This window comes from Streptomyces profundus, from assembly GCF_020740535.1.
GTDB lineage: Bacteria > Actinomycetota > Actinomycetes > Streptomycetales > Streptomycetaceae > Streptomyces > Streptomyces profundus.
Genome location: NZ_CP082362.1, coordinates 1,536,085 through 1,560,077, shown reverse-complemented (window position 1 = coordinate 1,560,077; position 23,993 = coordinate 1,536,085). Strand labels below are relative to the sequence as shown.

2 protein-coding genes (1 of these 2 running past the window's edge) are annotated in these 23,993 nt (G+C 74.8%); both read left to right on the top strand.

Features of this window, described 5'->3' with window-relative positions; genetic code table 11:
- Window positions 1–95 precede the first annotated feature (95 nt).
- Window positions 96–22,154, top strand: coding sequence for an SDR family NAD(P)-dependent oxidoreductase (locus K4G22_RS31780; RefSeq protein WP_322785076.1), 22,059 nt, complete (start codon window positions 96–98; stop codon window positions 22,152–22,154).
- On the top strand, window positions 22,144–23,993 hold the beginning of the coding sequence (locus tag K4G22_RS06670) for a type I polyketide synthase (RefSeq protein ID WP_228078819.1). Its footprint extends 14,899 nt past the window's final position; the window shows 1,850 of its 16,749 coding nt (coding positions 1–1,850); its start codon is at window positions 22,144–22,146; its stop codon lies beyond the right edge, outside the window. Before K4G22_RS31780 ends, K4G22_RS06670 begins: the two co-directional genes overlap by 11 nt.

The window sequence follows — 23,993 nt, the reverse complement described above, 5'->3', positions numbered from 1 at the left end:
GAGCAGCGCACACGTGGGGTCATACGGGGGCTGACATGACCGTAACGTCGGGCAATTCTATGCGGGGGGACGGCATTTCGGGGGAAGCCGTCGCCGTGGTGGGGCTGGCGTGCCGGCTGCCGGGGGCCCCGGATCCGGACGCCCTCTGGCGCCTGCTGCGCGATGGTCGCAGCGCCGTGGGCCAACCCCCGGCCGACCGCCCCGGGTTGGGCCCCGGCGGCTATCTGGAGGCCCCCGACCGCTTCGACGCCGCGTTCTTCGGCATCAGCCCGCGCGAGGCCGCCACGCTCGACCCGCAGCAGCGGCTCGCCCTCGAACTCGGCTGGGAGGCCCTGGAGAACGCCGGCATCACCCCCGCCGCACTCGCCGGCGGCGATGTCGGCGTCTTCGTGGGCTCGGACGCCGACGACTACGCGGCGCTGCTGCACCGCCTCGGCCCCGACGCCGCCACCCACCACACGGCGACCGGCACGCACCGGGCCCTGATCGCCAACCGCCTCTCCCACACCCTGGGCCTGACGGGCCCCAGCATGGCCGTCGACACCGGCCAGTCGTCCTCCCTGGTCGCCGTCCACCAGGCCTGCCTCAGCCTGCGCGCCGGCGAGTCCACGCTGGCCATCGCCGGCGGCGTCCACCTCAACCTCGCCGAGGAGACCGCCCTCGGCGTCCGCGCCTTCGGCGCCCTCTCGCCCACCGGCCGCTGCCACACCTTCGACGAACGGGCCGACGGCTATGTGCGGGGCGAGGGCGGCGGCCTCGTCGTCCTCAAGCCGCTGGCCGCCGCGCTCGCCGACGGCGACACCGTGCACGGCGTCATCCTCGGCAGCGCCGTCAACAACGACGGCGGCGGCGACGGACTCACCCTGCCCCGACAGCGCGCCCAACAGGACTGCGTCCAAAGGGCACACCGCCGCGCCGGCGTCGCCCCGACCGACGTCGCCTATGTCGAGCTGCACGGCACCGGCACCCGCGCCGGCGACCCCGTCGAGGCCGCAGCGCTGGGCGCCGCGCTCGGCGCGGCACGCCCGGCCGACGCGCCGCTGCCGGTCGGCTCCGTGAAGACCAACATCGGCCACCTCGAAGGCGCCGCCGGCGTCGCGGGGCTGCTCAAGGCCCTGCTGTCGCTGCGCCACCGCGCGATACCCCCCAGCCTCAACTTCGCCACCCCGCACCCCGACATCCCCCTCGAAACGCTGAACCTGCGCGTCCCCACCGCGCTGTCCCGCCTACCCACCGACGACGATGACGACCGGCGGGCACCCGTCGCCGGGGTCAGCTCCTTCGGCATGGGCGGCGTCAACTGCCATCTGGTGCTGGCCGCGGCGCCCCCCACCGAACCGGCGGAAGAGCCCCGCGGCGACGCCACGCCGGGCCCCGTGCCCTGGCCGCTCTCCGCCGCCTCACCGGCCGCGCTGCGCGCCCAGGCCGCCCGCCTCGCCGACCATCTGGCCGCCCACCCCGACCAGCCCGCCGGGGACATCGCCCACACCCTCGCCACCGCGCGCACCCACCTGCCGCACCGCGCCGTCCTGGTCGCCGCCGACCGCGCGGACGCCGCACGGGCGGCCACCGCCCTCGCCGAGGGGCGGCCGGCCCCCGGCCTGGTCACCGACACCGCCGCCGAACCCGCCGGCCTCGGCCTGCTGTTCACCGGGCAGGGCAGCCAACGCGCAGGCATGGGCCTGGAGTTGCGCGCCGCGTCGGCGACGTTCCGCACCGCCTACGACGCCGCCTGCGCCGCCGTCGACCACCACCTCGACCGGCCCGTCCAACAGGTGATCGCCGACCACCCCGACTCCCTGGACCGCACCGAATACGCCCAGCCGGCCCTCTTCGCCCTGGAAACCGGCCTGTTCCACCTCGTCACCTCCTGGGGCCTCACCCCCGACGCGCTCCTCGGCCACTCCGTGGGCGGCGTCAGCGCCGCCCACGCCGCCGGCGTCCTCTCCCTCGCCGACGCCGCCCACCTGGTCACCGCGCGCGGACGGCTGATGCAGGCGCAACGCGACGACGGCGAGATGGTCGCCATCGAGGCGACCGAGGACGAGATACGCGCCAGCCTCGCCAGCGAGGAGCACCACACGGCGCTCGCCGCCGTCAACGGCCCGAACGCCGTGGTGATCTCGGGCGACGCGGAGACCGTGACCCGGATCGCCGTTCACTGGCGCGAACGTGGCCGTCGCACCAAACGCCTCACCACCTCGCACGCCTTCCACTCGCCCCATCTGGACGGCATGCTCGCCGAGTTCGGCGAGATCGCCGCCGGCCTCGCCTTCCACGCCCCCCGGCTGCCGCTGATCTCCGACCTCACCGGCGAACCGGCCGACCCGCACGCGATCACCACCCCCGAGTACTGGGTCGACCAGGCCAGAAGGCCCGTCAGGTTCGCCGACGGAGTCCGCCACGCCCACACGGCCGGCGCCCGCGTCTTCCTCGAACTCGGCCCCGGCGCCGTGCTCTCCGCTCTCGGCCGCGCCTGCCTCCCCGACGACGCGGGGGCCGCGTTCGTCCCGCTGCTCCGCGCCGACCAGCCGGAGCCGGAGACCGCGGCCACGGCCGCCGCCCGCCTCCACGCACGCGGCCAGGCGCTCGACTGGTCCGCCTTCCCCTTCGCCGAGGACCGCGCGCCCCGCCGGGTGCCGCTGCCCACCTACGCCTTCCAACGGGACCGCCACTGGCTCCCGGCCGGCGGCGCCGCTCTTCCCACTGTGGACCCAACACCGGCGCCCGCTACGGGCGTTGAGATGGACGTCGCGGTGGGCTTCGACGCGCTGACCAGGGTCAGGCAGGAGACCGCCGCCGTCCTCGGGCACGCTTCGGCGGACGCCGTGGTGGACGGCGCCACCTTCCGCGATCTGGGCTTCGACTCCTTCATGGCCGTCGAACTCCGCGACCGGCTCGCCACCGACGCCCGCCACCCGCTGCCCAGCACCGTCCTCTTCGACTACCCGACGCCCGCCGCGCTCGCGGACTACCTGGCCAACGGCGCGGCCCAACCCGCCGCGCCCCGGGCACGAATCCCGGCCGCCGACGAGCCGATCGCGATCGTGGCGATGGGCTGCCGCTACCCGGGCGGCGTGGACTCGCCGGAGGCGCTGTGGCGGCTGGTCGCCGAGGGCGGCGACGCGGTCGCGCCGTTCCCCATCGACCGGGGCTGGGACCTGGAACGCCTCGAAGGCGCCGCCGTGCGGGAGGGCGGATTCCTCGACGGCGCGGCCGAGTTCGACGCCGAGCTGTTCGGGATCTCGCCGCGTGAGGCCCTGGCGATGGATCCGCAGCAGCGGTTGCTGTTGGAAACGTCCTGGGAGACGTTCGAGCGGGCCGGTATCGATCCGCGGTCGCTGCGCGGCCGGGACGTCGGCGTCTTCATCGGCGCCACCGCTCAGGACTACGGCCCCCGTCTGCACGAGTCCACCGACGAGATCGGCGGCCACCGCCTGACGGGGATCACCCCCAGCGTCGCCTCGGGCCGGATCGCCTACACCTTCGGGCTTGAGGGCCCGGCGGTGACGGTGGACACGGCGTGTTCGTCGTCCCTGGTGGCGCTGCACCTGGCGGCTCAGTCGCTGCGCAACGGCGAATGCGCGATGGCCCTCGCCGGCGGCGTGACGGTGATGTCGACGCCCGGCATGTTCGTGGAGTTCAGCCGGCAGCGGGGGCTGTCGCCCGACGGCCGCTGCAAGGCGTTCGCGGAGGCGGCGGACGGCACGGGTTGGGCCGAGGGCGTCGGAGTGCTGGTGCTGCGCCGCCTCGCGGACGCCCGGCGGGACGGCCAGCGGGTGTTGGCGGTGGTTCGCGGGTCGGCGGTGAACCAGGACGGGGCGAGCAACGGTCTGACGGCGCCGAGTGGTCTGGCTCAACAGCGGGTGATTCGGGCGGCGTTGGCGGGTGCGGGGTGGTCGGCGGCCGAGGTGGACGCGGTGGAGGCGCATGGCACGGGCACCACCCTCGGTGATCCGATCGAGGCGCAGGCGCTGTTGGCGACGTATGGGCAGGAGCGGTCGGCGGAACGGCCGTTGTGGTTGGGGTCGTTGAAGTCGAATATCGGTCATGCGCAGGCGGCGGCGGGTGTCGGTGGTGTGATCAAGATGGTGCAGGCGATGCGGCATGGGGTGTTGCCGCGCACGTTGCATGTGGATGAGCCGTCGTCGCATGTGGACTGGGAGTCGGGGGCGGTGCGGCTGCTGACCGAGGAGGTCGACTGGCCGGCGGGCGACCGGCCGCGTCGGGCGGCCATCTCGTCCTTCGGCGTCAGCGGGACCAATGCGCATCTGTTGATTGAGCAGGCGCCGGTGGTGGAGCCCGACCCGGCGGTTACGGAGCTGCCGGTGGTGCCGTTGGTGGTGTCGGGTGCGGATGCGGGTGCGGTGGACGCGCTGGTGGAGCGGGTGCGGGGGTTGGGTTCTTCGGTGGATGTGGGGTGGTCGTTGGCGAAGGGGCGGGCCGCGTTGGGTGAGCGGGCGGTGGTGTTGGGTTCCGAGGTGGTGCGTGGCGCGGTGGCTCCTGGTGCGGGTCGGGCGGTGTTTGTGTTCCCGGGTCAGGGTTCGCAGTGGTTGGGGATGGCGGCTGAACTGCTTGACGTTTCTTCGGTGTTCGCTGCGCGTTTTGAGGAGTGTGGGGAGGCGCTGTCGCGTTGGGTGGAGTGGTCGTTGGTGGAGGTGGTGCGGTCTGGTGACGATGCGTGGTTGGGGCGGGTTGATGTGGTGCAGCCGGTGTTGTGGGCGGTGATGGTGTCGCTTGCGGAGGTGTGGCGGGAGTACGGGGTGGAGCCGGCCGCCGTGATTGGTCATTCTCAGGGGGAGATAGCGGCTGCGGTGGTGGCTGGTGGGTTGTCGTTGGTGGATGGTGCGCGGGTGGTGGCGTTGCGGTCTCGGGTGATTGGTGAGGTGTTGTCGGGTCGGGGTGGGATGGTGTCGGTGGTTGAGCCGGTGAGCGTTGTCGAGCGGCGGATCGCTCGGTGGGGTGAGCGGCTGTCCGTGGCGGTGGTGAATGGTCCGTCGGCGACGGTGGTGTCGGGTGAACGGGCCGCGCTGGATGAGCTGTTGGCCGCCTGCGAGGCGGAGGAGGTGCGAGCCCGCAGGGTTCCCGTGGACTATGCGTCGCACTCCGCTCAGGTGGAGGGCCTGCGCGAACGCCTGCTGTCCGATCTGGCCGGGGTGGAGCCGTGTGCGGGGTCCATACCTTTCTACTCGACGGTGACCGGCCAACTCGTCGAGACGGCCGAGTTGGATGCCGAGTACTGGTTCACCAACCTCCGCAGCCGGGTGCGGTTCGATGAGGCGGTGGTGGCGGCGGGCCATGCCGTGTTTGTCGAGGTCAGTGCGCATCCGGTGTTGACGATGGCGATCGAGGACGCGCCTGCGGTGGGCACGCTGCGTCGTGGTGAGGGCGGCCTGGACCGGTTCCTGACCTCGCTGGCCGAGGCGTGGACGCGGGGTGTTCCGGTCGCCTGGGAGCGGGTGTTGGCCGGTGGTCGGCAGGTCGATGTGCCGACGTACCCGTTCCAGCGGAAGCGGTACTGGCTGGACGCCGACGGTGGGTCCTTCGGCTCCGTGGACGGCCTGGGCCTGCGCGGCACCGCGCACCCGCTGCTGGGCGCCGCCGTCGAACTGGCGGACGGTGACGGGTATCTGCTGACCGGCAGCCTTTCCCGGCGGGCGCATCCCTGGTTGGTTGACCACGCGGTGAACGGGACGGTGCTGCTGCCCGGCACGGCGATGCTGGAGCTGGCCGTGCACGCCGGGGATCAGGTGGGCTGCGGCCAGGTCGAGGAACTCACCCTTGAGGCACCGCTGTTGCTGCCCGAGCAGGGCGGCGTCCACGTTCAGCTGATCGTCGGCCCGCCGGAGGAGGACGGGCGGCGCGCCGTGAGCCTGCATGGCCGCGCCGCCGACGCGTCGGCCTGGACGCGGCACGCCGCCGGCTCCCTCGCGCCCCCGACTCCCGCGCCCTCGGCGCCGGTCACCCCCTGGCCGCCCGCCGGCGCCGAACCGCTTGGCGCGGACGGCCTGTATGCGCACCTCACGGCGGGCGGCTTCGGCTATGGGCCGGCGTTCCGTGGGCTGCGCGCCGCCTGGCGGCACGGCGACGAGCTGTTCGCCGAGGTGGAGCTGCCCGAGGCCGCCACCGGCGTCGACGGGTTCGCCCTCCACCCGGCGCTGCTCGACGCGGCCCTGCACGCGCTGGCCGAGGACGTCCTCGTCGGCGAACAGGGCGTCTGCCGCCTGCCCTTCGCGTGGCGGGGCGTCACCCTGCACGCCTCGGGCGCGTCCGCGCTCCGGGTGCGGCTGCGCCGCGCGGAGAGCGGCGATGTCTCCCTTTCCGCGCACGACCGGTACGGGAACCCGGTGGCCGACGTCGAGGCGCTGCGGCTGCGCGCCACCGAAGGACCGCTCCGGCCGGCCCCCACCGCCGCTGGCGGCGGCCTGCACCGTCTCGTCTGGGAGCCGCTGTCGCACGGCCCGGCCACCGCGCCGGCCCCGGCCGCCGTGACCGTCGACTTCCGGGGGCCGCACCATCCGGACGCCCTGCACACCGTCACCGCACGGGCGTTGGCGACCCTGGGGGAGTGGCTGGCCGATCCGGCGAACGAGGAACGGCGGCTGGTCGTGGTCACCGGCGGCGCGATGCCGGTCGGCGAGGACCCGGCCGAGGTGGACCCGGTGGCCTCCGCCGTCTGGGGGCTTGTGCGTTCGGCGGGGACCGAACACCCCGACCGTTTCACCCTGTTGGACGTCGACACCCAAGGGGATCCGCTGGCCGATCCGTCGGTCCTGGCCGCCGTCGCCACGGGGGAGCCGCAACTCGCCCGCAGAGACGGCGTGCTGACGGCCCCTCGGCTCGCGGTGGCCGAGCCGCTGCCGCCGGCGGCCGGTTCCGCTCCGTTCGCCGAGGCCGATGGGAGCGTGCTGATCACCGGCGGCTCCGGCACCCTCGGCCGGCTGCTGGCCCGCCATCTGGTGGCCGAACGGGGCGTCCGCGACCTGCTGTTGGTCTCCCGCAGAGGCGCGGAGGCGCCGGGCGCCGACGCGTTCGCCGAGGAGCTTTCGGCGTTCGGCGCCCGGGTGGAGCACGCGGCCTGCGATGTCGCCGACCGGGACGCGCTGGCCGCGCTGCTCGCCGGCCGCCGGCTGTCCGCCGTGATCCACACGGCGGGGGTGTTGGACGACGGGGTCCTCGGCTCGTTGACGCCCGAGCGGTTGGCCCGGGTGCTGCGGCCCAAGGCGGACGCCGCCTGGCATCTGCACGAGCTGACCCGCGAGCAGCCGCTCACCGCCTTCGTTCTCTTCTCCTCCGTGATCGGCACCATCGGCGGCGCCGGTCAGGCCAACTACGCTGCGGCGAACGCCTTCCTGGACGGGCTCGCCGCGCACCGCGCGGCGCTCGGGCTGCCCGCCGTCTCGCTGGCGTGGGGCCTGTGGGCCGAACGCAGCGGGCTGACCGGCGAGATGAGCGGCACCGATGTGGCGCGGATGGCCAGAAGCGGCATCGCGCCGCTGGATTCGGCCACCGGCCTCGCCCTCTTCGACGCGGCTGCCGCCTTCGACGGCCCGGTCGCCGTCGCCGTGGCGCTGCACCCGACGGTGCCGGCGGGCGACGAAGTGCCCATGGTGCTCCGCCGGTTGGTGCGGTCCGCCGCGCCCGCGCGGCCGGCGCTGGCCGCGCCGGGCGGCGGGCTCGCCGGCTCGCTGGCCGCGCTGCCGGCCGACGAACGCCGCGCCGCGCTCCTCGCGTTGGTGCGGGAGCAGGCGGCGCTGGTGCTGCGGCGTGGCGGCGCGTCCTCCGTCGATCCGGGGCGCGCGTTCAAGGAGTTGGGGTTCGACTCGCTGATCGGCCTGGAGCTGCGGAACCGGCTGAACGCGGTGACGGGGTTGCGGCTGCCGTCCACCGCCGTCTTCGACCATCCCACGCCGGCCTCGCTCGCCGCGCTGCTGGAGTCCCTGCTGGTGCCCGAGCGGACTCCCGCCACGGCCTTGGCGCCCGCCAGGGCGGTCGATGCCGACGATCCGGTGGTGATCGTCGGGATGGCGTGCCGCTACCCGGGTGGCGTGGACTCGCCGGAGGCGCTGTGGCGGCTGGTGGCCGACGGGGTCGACGCGGTCGGCCCGTTCCCCACGGACCGGGGCTGGGATGTGGCGGCGCTCTACGATCCGGACCCGGAGCGGCTGGGCACCTCCTATGTCCGGGAGGGCGGGTTCCTCGACGGGGCGGCCGAGTTCGACGCGGGGTTCTTCGGGATCTCGCCGCGTGAGGCCCTCGCCATGGATCCGCAGCAGCGGTTGCTGTTGGAGACGTCCTGGGAGACGTTCGAGCGGGCGGGGATCGACCCAGCGTCGGTGCGTGGCAGTGCCACCGGCGTCTTCACCGGGCTGATGTACCACGACTACGCCGCTCGGCTGCCGGTCGCGCCCGACGGCTTCGAGGGGCACCTCCTCACCGGCAACACCGGCAGCGTGGCCTCGGGCCGGGTGGCCTACACCTTCGGGCTTGAGGGTCCGGCCGTCACGGTGGACACGGCGTGTTCGTCGTCCCTGGTGGCGCTGCACCTGGCGGCTCAGTCGCTGCGCACCGGCGAATGCGCGATGGCGCTGGCCGGCGGTGTGGCGGTGATGGCGACCCCTTCGACGTTTGTGGAGTTCAGCCGGCAGCGCGGCCTGGCGCCCGACGGCCGCTGCAAGCCGTTCGCCGAGGCGGCGGACGGCACGGCGTGGGCCGAGGGCGTGGGCATGCTGCTGCTGGAGCGGCTCTCCGACGCGCGCCGCAACGGGCACCCCGTGCTCGCCGTGGTGCGTGGCTCGGCCGTCAACCAGGACGGGGCCAGCAACGGACTGACCGCCCCCAACGGGCCCTCCCAACAGCGGGTGATCCGCGCCGCGTTGAGCGCCGCCGGGCTGACCGCCAGCGAGGTGGACGCCGTCGAGGCGCACGGCACCGGCACCGCGCTCGGCGACCCGATCGAGGCGCAGGCGCTGCTGGCCACCTACGGGCAGCAGCGGTCGGCCGAACAACCGCTGTGGTTGGGGTCGTTGAAGTCCAACATCGGCCACACCCAGGCCGCTTCCGGTGTCGCCGGCGTCATCAAGATGATCGAGGCGATGCGCCATGGCACCCTGCCGCGCACCCTCCATATCGATGAGCCGTCCTCCCATGTGGACTGGGAGTCGGGCGCGGTGCGGCTGCTCACCGAGGAGGTCCCCTGGCCCGCCAGGGGGGACCGGCCGCGTCGGGCCGCCGTCTCCTCGTTCGGGATCAGCGGCACCAACGCGCACGCCATCATCGAACTCCCCACCGCCGCCGAGCCCGAGCCACAGCCCCCGGTCGACGCGGGGCCCGCGCCCTGGCTGCTGTCGGCCAGGACCCCGCGCGCGCTCGACGCCCAGGCCGAGCGGCTGCGCGCCCACCTCGCCGCCCGCCCCGAGCTGCGGCCCACCGAGATCGCCCATGCGCTGACCACGACCCGGGCCACGTTCGAACACCGGGCCGCGCTGCTCAGCGGCGCCTACGCGCTGGACGCCCTCGCCTCCGACGCCGGCATGGACACCGTGGGCCTGGTGCGGGGCGAGGTGCTGCCGGACGCCGGGATCGTCTTCGTCTTCCCGGGGCAGGGCTCGCAGTGGGCCGGCATGGCCGTCGAACTCCTCGACCAGTCGCCGGTGTTCGCCGCCAGGATGCGGGAGTGCGCCGACGCGCTCGCGCCCCATGTCGGCTGGTCGCTGCTCGACGTGCTCGCCGAGCCTGGCGCGCCACGGCTGGAGCGGGTCGACATCGTCCAGCCCGCGCTCTTCGCCGTCATGGTGTCGCTGGCCGAGCTGTGGCGTGCGCACGGCGTCCAGCCGGCGGCCGTCGTCGGCCACTCCCAGGGCGAGATCGCCGCCGCCTGCGTCGCCGGCGCCCTCACCCTGGAGGAGGCCGCCGGCCTGGTCGCGCTGCGCGGCAAGGCACTGCGTGCCATCTGTGGCCTGGGCGGCATGACCTCGCTCGCCACCGACGAGGCGGACGCCGCCCGCCGGATCGCCCCCTGGGGGGACCGGCTCGCCGTCGCCGTCCTCAACGGGCCGCGCGCCACCGTCGTCTCCGGCGACCTCGAAGCCCTGGACGAACTCCAGGCCGCCTGCGCGGCCGACGGCGTCCGCGCCCGGCGCGTCGCCATCGACTACGCCTCCCACTCCCCGCAGGTGGCGGCCGTCCGCGACGAGATCCTCGCGTCGCTGCCGCCCATCGCCGCACGCTCGGCCGCCGTGCCGATCCACTCCACGGTGACCGGCGCGCCCATCGACGGCGCCGAGCTGGACCACGCCTACTGGTACCGCAATCTGCGCGGCACCGTCCGCTTCCGGGACGCCGTCGACGGGCTGCTCGCCGTGCGCGACACCGTGTTCATCGAGGTCAGCCCACATCCGGTGCTCACCGTCGGTCTTTCCGACGCCCTCGACGCCCTCGACCAGGCCGAGGAGCGGCGCGGCGCGGTCGTGGCCACGCTGCGCCGCGACGACGCCGGCATCGACCGGTTCACCGCCTCGCTCGCCGAGGCATGGACGCTGGGCGCCCCCGTCAACTGGCCCACCCCGCACGCCCGGCGGCCGGTCGAGCTGCCGACCTACGCCTTCCAACGGGAACGGTTCTGGCTGGAGCCCGACCCGGCGCCCGCCCGTCCCACCGGGGACATGGACGCCAACTCCGCGCGCTACCGCATCGGTTGGGCGCTGCTGCCGCGGATGGCCGAGCCGCCGGTCGTCGAGGGCCGTTGGCTGGTCGTCGCCCCGGCCGACCACGCCGAGCACCCGCATGTGCTGGTCGCGATCGCGGCGCTGGCCGCCCACGGCGCGGACGCCCACCCGCTCGCCGTCCCCACCACCGCCGACCGGGCGGCGCTCACCGCCCTGCTGCGGGACGCGCTGCCCGCCGGCGCGCCGCCGCCCGCCGGAGTGCTGTCGCTGCTCGCCCTCGACGAGGCGTCGCACCCCCGACACCCGGACGCGCCAGCCGGGTTGTGCGCGACAGTCGCCCTCGTCCAGGCCCTCGGCGACGCCGACGTCACCGCCCCCCTGTGGCTGGCCACCGCGGGTGCCGTCGCCACCGACCCGGGGACCGCGCCCGCCGCCGCGACCCAGTCCCTGATCTGGGGATTCGGCCGCGTCTTCGCGCTGGAACACGCCGACCGCTGGGGCGGCCTGATCGATCTGCCGCCGGCCCCCGACGACGCCACCGGCGCGCGGCTGGTCGCCGCGCTCGCCGGCGTGCGCGCTGCCGACGCCCGTCCGGGCGACGCGCCCGAGGACCAGCTGGCGCTCCGCCCCGCCGGCACCCTGGCCCGCCGCCTGACCCGCGCCCCCGCCCGCGCCGTCCCCGAGTCGGCGCGCTGGCGCCCGCGCGGCACCGTCCTGGTCACCGGCGGCACCGGCGCGCTCGGCGCCCATGTCGCCCGCTGGCTGGCCGCCGCCGGCGCCGCCCATCTGCTGCTGCTCAGCCGACGCGGCCCCGAGGCGCCGGGCGCCGACCGACTCACCGCCGAACTCGCCGCGCTGGGCGCCCGGGTGACGATCACCGCGTGCGATGTCACGGACCGGGAAGCGCTGGCCGCCGCCATCGACGGCGTCCCCGCCGAACACCCGCTGACCGCCGTGGTCCACACCGCCGCCGTCCTCGACGACGGCCTGGTCGACACCATCCGACCCGACCAGATCGCGCACGCGCTGCCGGCCAAGGCCGGCGCCGCCCGCCAACTCCACGAGCTGACGCGCGCGTTGGACCTCGACGCGTTCGTTCTCTTCTCCTCCATCGCCGGCACCCTCGGCGTCCCCGGCCAGGGCAACTACGCCCCGGGCAACGCGTTCCTCGACGCGCTCGCCCAGCAGCGCCACGCCCAGGGCCTGCCCGCCACCTCCATCGCCTGGGGCGCCTGGGCCGACGGCGGGATGGCCGCCGGCGACGAGGTCGCCGACCTGCTGCGCCGCCACGGCCTCGCCGGCATGGCGCCCGAGCGCGCCGTCGCCGCGCTCGCCGAGGCCGTCGACGCGGGCGACCCCTGCGTCAGCGTCGTGGAGATCGACTGGGAGCGGTTCTTCCTCGCCTTCACCGCCTCCCGCACCCGCCCGCTGCTGCACGACATCCCCGAGGTCCGGGCACTCCGTGCCGCGCGCGCTGACCTGGACCGCGCCGAACACGCCGGCGGCGCCCTCGCCCGCCGCCTCGCCGACGCCACCCCGGAGGAGACGGGCCGCGTCCTCCTCGACCTGGTGCGCCGCCAGGTCGCCACCGTGCTCGGCCACAGCGACCTCGACGCCATCGCGCCCGGCCGCGCGTTCAAGAGCCTGGGCTTCGACTCCCTCACCGGCGTCGAGATCCGCAACCGGCTCAACGCGGCCACCGACCTGCGGCTCCCCACCACCGTCGTCTACGACCACCCGACCCCCGCCGCGCTCGCCGCCCACCTGCGGGAACGATTCGCCGACCACAACCCCTCGCCGGCACCCACCGCCGCGCCGGTGCCGCGCGTCGACGACGATCCGGTCGTCATCGTCTCCATGAGCTGCCGCTTCCCCGGCGGCGTCACCAGCCCCGAGGACCTGTGGCGGCTGGTCAGCTCGGGCACCGACGCGATGGGCCCGTTCCCCACCGACCGGGGTTGGCAGCTCGACGGGCTCTTCGACCCCGACCCCGACACGCCGGGCACCTCCTATGTGCGGGAGGGCGCGTTCCTCGACGCCGCCACCGACTTCGACGCCGACTTCTTCAGCATCAGCCCGCGCGAGGCCCTGTCGATGGACCCGCAACAGCGGATGATGCTGGAACTCACCTGGGAACTCCTCGAACGCGCAGGGATCGCCCCCGACTCGCTGCGCGGCAGCCGCACCGCCGTCTACGCCGGCACCAACGGCCAAGACTACCCGGCGCTGCTCGCCGAGGCCAGCCCCGAACCAGGCGCCCAGGGCGCCGCGTTGGCCGAGGGCTACCGCTCCACCGGCGCGGCGGCCAGCGTGCTCTCCGGCCGGATCTCCTACGCCTTCGGCTTCGAGGGCCCCGCCGTCACCGTCGACACCGCCTGCTCCTCCGCCCTGGTCGCCCTGCACCTGGCGGCCGGCGCGCTGCGCACCGGCGAATGCGACCTGGCGCTCGCCGGCGCCGTCACCGTGATGGCCAGGCCCGACCTGTTCGTCGAGTTCAGCCGCCAGCGCGGCCTCGCCGCCGACGGCCGCTGCAAGCCGTTCGCCGCGGCGGCCGACGGCACCGGCTGGGGCGAGGGCGCCGGACTCCTGCTGCTGGAGCGGCTCTCCGACGCGCGGCGCAACGGGCACGAGGTGCTGGCCGTCGTCCGGGGCTCCGCCGTCAACCAGGACGGGGCCAGCAACGGACTGACCGCCCCCAACGGACCCTCCCAACAGCGCTGCCTCAGCGCCGCGTTGGCCAACGCCGGGCTGGCCCCCGCCGAGGTGGACGCCGTCGAGGCGCATGGCACCGGGACCAGGCTCGGCGACCCCATCGAGGCCCACGCGCTGCTCGCCACCTACGGCCAGGGCCGCGACCCGGAACGGCCGCTCTGGCTCGGCTCCGTCAAGTCCAACATCGGCCACACCCAGGCCGCCGCCGGAGTCGCCGGCATCATCAAGATGGTGGAGGCGATGCGGCACGCCGAACTGCCCGCCTCCCTCCACCTCGACGAGCCCAGCCCCCATGTCGACTGGTCATCGGGCGCCGTGCGCCCGCTCGGCGACGCCAGGCCCTGGACCGCCACCCCCGACCGGCCCCGCCGCTTCGGCGTCTCCTCCTTCGGCATCAGCGGCACCAACGCGCACGCCATCATCGAGCAGCCGCCCGCCCCCACACTCCCCGCGCCACAGGAAGTCCCCCAGGGCATACGGCGGTTCGCGCTGTCCGGACGGGACGAGGACGCGCTGCGCGCCCAGGCCGGCCAGCTCCACGCGCACCTTCTCACCACCCCCGAGCAGCAGCTCTCCGGCACCGACCTCGCCTACACCCTGGCCACCGCCCGCGCCCAACTGCCCGCCCGCGCCGCCGTCGTCGCCGACACCAGGGACGACCTGCTGCGCGCCCTCACCGATCTCACCGAACGGCGCCCGGCCGCCGACCTCACCGTCGGCCAGGCACACCCCGACCCCGCCCTCGCCTTCCTGTTCACGGGGCAGGGGAGTCAGCGGGTGGGGATGGGGTTGGAGTTGGCTGAGGTGTTTCCGGTGTTCGGGGAGGCCCTCGAAGCGGTGTGGGGGGAGTTGGATCGGCATCTGGGCCGTCCGATGCGTGAAGCGCTGTCGGATGCGGTGGTGTTGGGGCGGACGGAGTTTGCTCAGCCGGCGTTGTTCGCGGTTGAGGTGGCGTTGTTTCGGTTGGTGGAGTCGTGGGGTGTGGTGCCGGCGTTCCTGGTGGGGCATTCGGTGGGGGAGTTGGCGGCGGCGTATGTGGCGGGGGTGTGGTCGTTGGCTGATGCGTGTGCGTTGGTGGTGGCGCGGGGTCGGTTGATGCAGGGGCAGCGGGCGGATGGTGCGATGTTGGCGGTTCAGGCTGCTCCCGGGGAGGTGGAGTCGTTCCTGGTGGGGCGTTCGGATCGGTTGGCGTTGGCCGCTGTGAACGGGCCGGTGTCGGTGGTGTTGGCGGGTGACGTGGACGCGGTGGAGGAGGCCGGGGCGTATTTCGGGGGGCTGGGGCGCAAGACCAAGCGGTTGCGTACCTCGCACGCCTTCCACTCCCCGCACATGGACGGCATGCTCGACGCCTACCAGCGCGTCGCCGCCTCCCTCACCCCCTCGGCGCCGCGCCACACCGTCATCTCCACCGTCACCGGACGGCCGCTCACCCCGGACGAGGCCCGCTCGCCCGCCTACTGGACCAGGCAGGTCCGGGCCACCGTCCGGTTCGCCGACGCCATCGCCACCCTGCACGCCGAGGGCGCCACGGCCTATGTCGAACTCGGCCCGGACGCCGTGCTGTCCGCCGCCGTGCCCGACTGCCTGCCGGCCGACCGCGCCACCCCCCTCAGCGTGCCGCTGCTGCGCGCCGACCGGCCCGAGCCCCGCACCCTCGCCACCGCGCTGGCCGGACTGCATGTCCACGGCGTGGAGACCGACCCCGAGGCCGTGTTCGCCGACACCGGCGCCCGCCGAAGGACGCTGCCCACCTACACGTTCCGCCGCACCCGCTACTGGCCGCTGGCCGCCGACGCCGGCCGGCCCGTCGAACCATGGCGCCAGTGGCGCTACCGGGTGACCTGGACCCCGCTCCCCGAACCCGCCCCCGGCACCCTCGCCAACACCACCTGGCTCGCCCTCGTCCCCCCGAACGCCCCACTCGCCGACGCCTGCCTTCGCCGGCTCACCACCGCGGGCGCCCACGTGTCGCCGCTGACCGTCGACGAGCTGACGGGACGTCAGCAGCTGGCGGAGCGGCTGCGTGCGGTGACGGCCTCCGTCACCGGCGTGCTCTCCCTGCTGGCCTTCGACACCCGCCCCCACCCCGAGCACCCCGATGTGCCGGCCGGCCTCGGGCACCAGTTGACCGCCGTGCAGGCCCTCGGCGACGCCGGATGCGAAGCGCCGCTGTGGCTGCTCACCAGCGGCGCCGTCGCCACCGGGCCCACCGATCAGCCGCCGCACCCCGAACAGGCCATGACCTGGGGCCTCGGCCGCGTCATCGGCCTCGAACACCCGGAACGCTGGGGCGGGTTGCTCGACCTGCCGGCCGACGCCACCGAGGGGCCGGCGCTCGACCGGCTCCCCGCCATCCTCGCCGGACCGCCGGGCGACACCGCCGACGAGGACCAACTGGCCCTGCGCGCCGACGGCTTGCTGGCCCGCCGACTGACAACGGAGCCCGTCACCGGGCCCGCCGCCCCCTGGACGCCGCGCGGCACCGTCCTCATCACCGGCGGCACCGGAGCGCTCGGCGCCCATGTCGCCCGCCGCCTCGCCCACAACGGCGCCGAGCACCTCGTGCTCACCAGCCGCCGAGGCGACACGGCCCCCGGCGCCGCCGAACTGGTCGAAGAACTCACCGCGTTGGGCGCCCGCGTCACCGTCGCCGCCTGCGACCTCGCCGATCGGACGGCCGTCGCCGCACTGCTCGCCGAGCACCCGCCGACCGCCGTGGTGCACGCGGCCGGCGTCGACGCCGGCGGGCCGCTCCCGACCACCGACCTCGCCGAACTCGCCGCCGCCGCACGGGGAAAGACCGCCGGCGCCCGCCACCTGGACGAACTCATCGGCGACGCCCCGCTCGACGCGTTTGTGCTGTTCTCCTCGATCGCCGGCGTCTGGGGCAGCGGCGGCCAGGGCGGCTACGCCGCCGCCAACGCCCACCTCGACGCGCTCGCCGAACGCCGCCGCGCCCACGGCCGAGCCGCCACCGCCATCGCCTGGGGCCCCTGGGCCGGCGGCGGCATGGCCCATGACGAGGCCCTGGAACACCTGCGGCAGCTCGGCGTTCCCGCGCTCGACCCCCAACACGCGGTCACCGCGCTGGAGGCGGTCATCGCCGACGACACCCCCACGGCCGCCGTCGCCGACATGCGCTGGGAGCGGTTCGCTCCCACCTTCACCGCCGCCCGCGCCCGGCCCCTCATCAGCGCCCTGATCACCGGCGACGCCCCACCAACCGACGCCGACAGCACGGCGGTCGAGCGCTTCGCCGACGTGCCGCCGCACGAGCGGGAACAGGCGCTGCTCGCCCTTGTCACCGCGCATGTCCGGGCGGTCCTGGACCACGACCAGGGCGCCGCGCTGCCCGCCGACCGCCCGTTCAGGGACCTGGGCTTCGACTCGCTGACCGCCGTGGAACTCCGCAACCGGCTGACCGCCGACACCGGACTGCGGCTGCCCACCACCCTGGTCTTCGACCACCCCACGCCCGCCGCCCTCGCCGCCCAGCTGGGCGAGCTGATCTTCGGCGGCGAACCGGACACCGAACCCGAAACGGCGGTCCTTCGGCCCCCCGTCGACGGGGAGCCGATCGCGATCGTGGCGATGGGCTGCCGCTACCCGGGTGGCGTGGACTCGCCGGAGGCGCTGTGGCGGCTGGTCGCCGAGGGCGGCGACGCGGTCGGGCCGTTCCCCACCGACCGGCGCTGGGACCTGGACGCGCTCTTCGACCCCGACCCGGACCGCGCCGGCACCTCCCATGCCAGCAGGGGCGGATTCCTCCCGGACGCCGCCGAGTTCGACCCGGCGCTCTTCGGGATCTCGCCGCGTGAGGCCCTGGCGATGGATCCGCAGCAGCGGTTGCTGTTGGAAACGTCCTGGGAGACGTTCGAGCGGGCCGGTATCGATCCGCGGTCGCTGCGCGGCCGGGACGTCGGCGTCTTCGTCGGCGCCTCCCCGCAGGGCTACGGCGTCGGCCTCACCCCGGACACCACGCCGCCCGAGGTCGCCGGATACCGGCTGACCGGCGGCGCCACCAGCGTCTTCTCCGGACGTATCGCCTACAGCCTCGGCCTTGAGGGGCCCGCCATCACCGTCGACACCGCCTGCTCGTCCTCGCTGGTGGCGCTGCACCTCGCGGCGGAGTCCCTTCGCAGGGGCGAATGCGGCCTTGCGGTGGCAGGCGGGGTGACCGTCATGGCGACCCCCGAGGTCTTCACCGAGTTCAGCCGGCAGCGGGGGCTGTCGCCCGACGGTCGGTGCAAGGCGTTCGCGGAGGCGGCGGACGGCACGGGTTGGGCCGAGGGCGTCGGCCTGGTCCTCCTGGAGCGGCTCTCGGACGCGCGCCGCAACGGGCATCGGGTGTTGGCGGTGGTTCGCGGGTCCGCGGTCAACCAGGACGGGGCGAGCAACGGTCTGACGGCGCCGAGTGGTCTGGCTCAACAGCGGGTGATTCGGGCGGCGTTGACGACCGCCGGGCTGGCCCCCGCTGAGGTGGACGCGGTGGAGGCGCATGGCACGGGCACCACGTTGGGGGACCCCATCGAGGCGCAGGCGTTGTTGGCGACGTATGGGCAGGAGCGGTCGGTGGAACGGCCGTTGTGGTTGGGGTCGTTGAAGTCGAATATCGGTCATGCGCAGGCGGCGGCGGGTGTCGGTGGTGTGATCAAGATGGTGGAGGCGATGCGGCATGGCGTGCTGCCGCGCACCCTGCATGTGGATGAGCCGTCGTCGCATGTGGACTGGGCGTCGGGGGCGGTGCGGCTGCTGACCGAGGAGGTCGACTGGCCGGCGGATGACCGGCCGCGTCGGGCCGCCGTCTCCGCGTTCGGCATGAGCGGGACCAACGCGCATGTGATCCTCGAACAGGGCCCGGACGAGGAGCCGCGACCGCCGGCGGCAACCGGACTGCCGGTGGTGCCGCTGGTGGTGTCGGGTGCGGATGCGGGTGCGGTGGACGCGCTGGTGGAGCGGGTGCGGGGGTTGGGTTCTTCGGTGGATGTGGGGTGGTCGTTGGCGAAGGGGCGGGCGGCGTTGGGTGAGCGGGCGGTGGTGTTGGGTTCCGAGGTGGTGCGCGGGGGAGTGGCTCCTGGCGCCGGCCGGACGGTGTTCGTGTTCCCGGGGCAGGGTTCGCAGTGGTTGGGGATGGCGGCTGAACTGCTTGAGGCTTCCCCAGTGTTCGCTGCGCGTTTTGAGGAGTGTGGGGAGGCGCTGTCGTCGTTTGTTGAGTGGTCGTTGGTGGAGGTGGTGCGGTCTGGTGACGATGAGTGGTTGGGGCGGGTTGATGTGGTGCAGCCGGTGTTGTGGGCGGTGATGGTGTCGTTGGCGGAGGTGTGGCGGGAGTACGGGGTGGAGCCTGCTGCGGTGATTGGTCACTCTCAGGGGGAGATAGCGGCTGCTGTGGTGGCTGGTGGGTTGTCGTTGGTGGATGGTGCGCGGGTGGTGGCGTTGCGGTCTCGGGTGATTGGTGAGGTGTTGTCGGGTCGGGGTGGGATGGTGTCGGTGGTTGAGCCGGTGGGTGCGGTGGAGACGCGGATCGCTCGGTGGGGTGAGCGGCTGTCCGTGGCGGTGGTGAATGGTCCGTCGGCGACGGTGGTGTCGGGTGAACCGCAGGCGTTGGATGAGTTGTTGGCCGTCTATGAGGCGGAGGGGGTAAGGGCGCGGCGGGTTCCCGTGGACTATGCGTCGCATTCGGCTCAGGTGGAGGGCCTGCGCGAACGCCTGCTGTCCGATCTGGCCGGGGTGGAGCCGGTGGTGTCCTCGGTGCCGATGTATTCGACGGTGACCGGCCAACTCGTCGAGACGGCCGAGTTGGATGCCGAGTACTGGTTCACGAATCTCCGTAGTCGGGTGCGGTTCGATGAGGCGGTGGTGGCGGCGGGCCATGCCGTGTTTGTCGAGGTCAGCGCGCATCCGGTGTTGACGATGGCGATCGAGGACGCGCCTGCGGTGGGGACGCTGCGTCGTGGTGAGGGTGGCCTGGACCGGTTCCTGACGTCGCTTGCCGAGGCGTGGACCCAGGGTGTTCCCGTGGCCTGGGAGCGGGTGTTGGCCGGTGGTCGGCAGGTCGATGTGCCGACGTACCCCTTCCAGCGCCAGCGCTACTGGCTGGACGCCCCGGCGCGCGCCGAGGTCGGGGACCTCGCCGCCGTCGGGCTGGCGCCCGACGAGCATCCGTTGCTCGGCGCGGTGCTGCCGCTGGCCGGCAGCGATGGCCAGGTGTTCACCGGGCGGGTGTCCATTGCCGAACACCCCTGGATCGCGGACCACTTGGTGCATGGCACGGTGGTGCTGCCCGGCACCGCGATCGCCCAACTCGCCCTGCACGCCGCCCAACACAGCGGTGGCGGCGGCATCGACGAGCTGACCCTGGAGGCGCCGCTGACCGTCCCCGAGGACGGTGAGGTGCGGCTCCAACTCGCCGTAGGCGGCCCGGACGAGGCCGGGCGACGCCCCGTCTCCCTGCACGCCGGCCACCCGGGCGAACCCTGGACGCGGCACGCGACCGGCGTGCTCACGCCCGCGCCGGCGGCGCCCGCCGCGTTCGACCTCGCGGCCTGGCCGCCCGACGGCGGCACACCCGTCGACGTGACCGAGCTCCAGGCACGGTTGGCCAAGACCGGCCTCGACTACGGGCCGGCGTTCCGTGGCCTGCGGGCCGTCTGGCGGCGCGGCGACGAGGTGTTCGCCGAGGTCGTCCTCCCCGACGAGGCGGGCACCGGCTATGGCCTGCACCCGGCGCTGTGGGACGCGGCGCTGCACGCCATGGACGCCGGTGGCCTGCTCGGCGAGGCGGACACCGCGCGGCTGCCGTTCGCCTGGCAGGGCGTCACCCAACACGCGGCCGGCACAGACGAGTTGCGGGTTCGGCTGTCCCGCGCGGTGGATGCGACCGGCGCCCAGGAGGGCGTGGCGCTGCGGCTCGCCGACGGCACCGGCGCGCCGGTGGTCAGCGTCGACACGCTCGCGCTGCGCCCGCTCGCCGCCGGCCAACTGCCGGGCGCCCCAGGCCCCGAGGGCCTGCACCGCGTCATCTGGGTCCCCCAACGGGCGCTCGTCCCGGCCGTCCAGCCGGACGAGGAATCGTTTGTCCACCACGAGTTGGGCACCGACCGGGCGGCCGGCGGCGACACCGTGGGGGCCGTGCACGCGCTGACCTCCCGCGCTCTGACGTTGGTGCGCGAGTGGCTGGCCGATCCGCGCGGCGAGACGGCGCGCCTGACCGTCGTCACCAGCGGCGCCGTGGCCACCGCGCCGGGCGAGGATGTCACCGACCTCGCCGCTGCCGCCGCCTGGGGGCTGCTCCGCTCGGCGCAGTCCGAACACCCCGACCGCTTCGTCCTGGTGGATGTCGACGCCGACGAGGCGTCCCGCGCCGCCCTGCCGTCCGCCGTGGCGGCGGCCGTCGCCGCCGGCGAGCCGCAGCTCGCCGTCCGGCGCGGCGCGGTGACCGTGCCGCGTCTGGCGCGGGTGCCGGCCGCGACCGAGCCGCCGCCGGTGCTGCGGCCCGACGGCACCGTGCTGATCGTCGGCGGCACCGGCACCCTCGGCGCGCTGCTCGCGCACCATCTGGTGGCCGAGCACGCCGCGCGGCGCCTGTTGCTGCTCGGCCGGCGCGGCCCCGAGGCGCCCGGCGCCGCCGAACTCGTCGCCCGACTCACCGAGTTGGGCGCCACCGTCGACGTCGTGGCCTGCGACGCGAGCGACCGGGACGCGCTGGCAGCCGTCCTCGGCGCGATCCCCGCCGCGCACCCGTTGACCGCCGTCGTCCACGCCGGTGGCGTGCTCGACGACGGCGTGGTGGAGACCCTCACCCCCGGCCAGGTCGAACGGGTGCTGCGCGCCAAGGTGGATGTGGCCGACCATCTGCACCAGCTGACCCGGGGCCTGGACCTGTCCGCCTTTGTGCTGTTCTCGGCAGCCGCCGCCACCTTCGGCCGGCAGGGCCAGGCCAACTACGCGGCGGCCAACGCGTTCCTCGACGCCCTCGCCACGCACCGCTGCGCCGCCGGGCTGCCCGCGCTCTCCCTGGCCTGGGGCCTGTGGCAGCAGGGCAGCGGGATGACGGGACACCTCGACGCGACCGCGCTCGCCCGGATCGCGGCGGCCGGGATGCTGCCGCTGACGGCGGACGAGGGCCTCGCGCTCCACGACGCGGCGTTGCGCGGCGCCGACCCGGTCGTCACGCCGGCCCGGCTGGACCCCGGCGCGTTGCGTGGCGACGAGATCGCGCCACTGCTGCGCGACCTCGCCCGCCGGGCCGCCGGGCCGCGTCCAGCCGGCGCGGCCCCGGCCGCACCGGCGGCGACCGACGAGGACGCGCTGCGCCGCCGGCTCGACCCCATGACCGGGGAGGACCGCGAACGCGAGCTGGTCGAGCTGGTCCGCGCGCGGGCCGCCGAGGTCCTCGGGCACCCGTCGGTGGCGGCGGTGCCGCCCCATCGCGGGTTCCTGGAGGTCGGGTTCGACTCGCTCACCGCCGTCGACCTCCGCAACCGGCTGGGCCGCGCGGTGGGACGCCGACTGCCGGCGGTGCTGGTCTTCGACCACCCGACGCCGGTCCGGCTGGCCCGACATCTGGCGGCGCTGCTGTGGCCCGAGGAGGAGCCGGCCGACCCCGGCACCGAACCGGCGACGGAACCGGAGGCGGCCGACGCCGCGTCGCCTCCCACAGGGGAGGGCACGGACGTCGACGCCGTGCTCAGGGACGCGACGGCCGACGAGGTCTTCGCCTTCATCGAAGCGCAGTTCATCGACCGCGAGAAGGGCGGGCCACGGGGTGACCACTGAGGAGAAGCTGCTCGACTACCTCAAGTTGGTGACGGCTGATCTCCACAAGGCACGCCAACGCCTCAAGGACCTGGAGGAGAGCACCCCCGAAACCCCCCAGCCTCCCGAGCCCATCGCGATCGTCGCGATGAGCTGCCGCTACCCCGGCGACGTGCGGTCGCCCGAGGACCTGTGGCGGCTGGTCGCCGAAGAGGGCGACGCCGTCTCGGAGTTCCCCACCGACCGGGGCTGGGACCTGGACGCCCTCTACGACCAGGACCCGAGCCGCCACGGCACCACCTATGTGCGGCACGGCGGATTCCTGCACGACGCCCCGGAGTTCGACGCCGCGTTCTTCGGCATCAGCCCGCGCGAGGCGCTCGCCATGGACCCGCAGCAGCGGTTGCTGCTGGAAACGTCCTGGGAGGCGATCGAACGCGCCGGGATCGACCCGGTGTCGCTGCGCGCCAGCGCCACCGGCGTCTTCGCCGGCGTGATGTACCACGACTACGCCGGCCGGATGCCCACCGCGCCCGAGGGCCTGGAGGGGTACTTCTACAACGGCAGCGCCGGCAGCGTCGCCTCCGGCCGGATCGCCTACACCCTCGGGCTCGAAGGCCCGGCGGTCACCGTGGACACCGCCTGCTCCTCGTCCCTGGTCGCGCTGCACCTGGCCTGTCACGCGCTGCGCGAGGGCGACTGCACCCTCGCTCTCGCGGCCGGCGCCACCGTGCTGGCCAGCCCCAACCTGTTTGTCGAGTCCAGCCGCCAGCGGGCCCTGGCCGCCGACGGCCGGTCCAAGGCGTTCGCCGACGCGGCCGACGGCGCCGGCTTCGCCGAGGGCGTCGGCGTGCTGCTGCTGGAACGCCTCTCGGACGCCCGCCGCAACGGGCACGAGGTGCTCGCCGTCGTCCGGGGCTCCGCCGTCAACCAGGACGGCGCCAGCAGCGGACTGACCGCCCCCAACGGGCCGGCGCAGGAACGCGTCATCCGGCAGGCCCTCGCCAACGCGGGCCTGACGCCCGCCGATGTCGACACCGTCGAGGCGCACGGCACGGGCACCACCCTGGGCGACCCGATCGAGGCGCAGGCGCTGCTGGCCACCTACGGGCAGCAGCGGTCGGGCGAACAACCGCTCTGGCTGGGCTCGTTGAAGTCCAACATCGGACACACCCAGGCGGCGGCCGGCGTCGGCGGCGTCATCAAGTCGGTGCTGGCCATGCGGCACGGCGTGCTGCCCAGGACGCTGCATGTCGACGCGCCGTCCCGGCACGTCGAATGGGAAGCGGGCGCGGTGCGGCTGCTGACCGAGGCCAGGCCGTGGCCGGAGACGGGCCGCCCCCGTCGGGTCGGCGTCTCCTCCTTCGGCGCCAGCGGCACCAACGCGCACGCCATCATCGAACTGCCCGCGCCCGCCGAGCGGCCGGAGCCCGTCGCCGAGACCCCCGGGGCCTTGCCCCTCGTCCTGCACGGCCATGGCGCCGCCGCCGTCCGGGCGCAGGCCGGGGCGCTGCGCGACCACCTCGTCGCGCACCCCGAGCAGTCGCTGTCCGCCACCGCCCGCGCCCTGATCACCGGCCGCGCCGCGCTGGACCACCGCGCCGTGCTGGTCGCCGACGACCGGGCGGGCGCGCTGGACGCCCTCGCCGCGCTGGCCGAGGGACGGCAGGCCGCCAGCACGTTCACCGGCCGGGCGCTGCCGGGCGCTGACCGTCCTGTGCTGGTCTTCCCCGGGCAGGGCTCCCAGTGGGCCGGCATGGCCGTCGACCTGCTGGACGCGGCGACCGCCCGCCCCGAAGGCCCGGCGGCCGAGTTCGCGCGGCGGCTCCGGGAGTGCGAACGGGCGCTCGCCGCCCATGT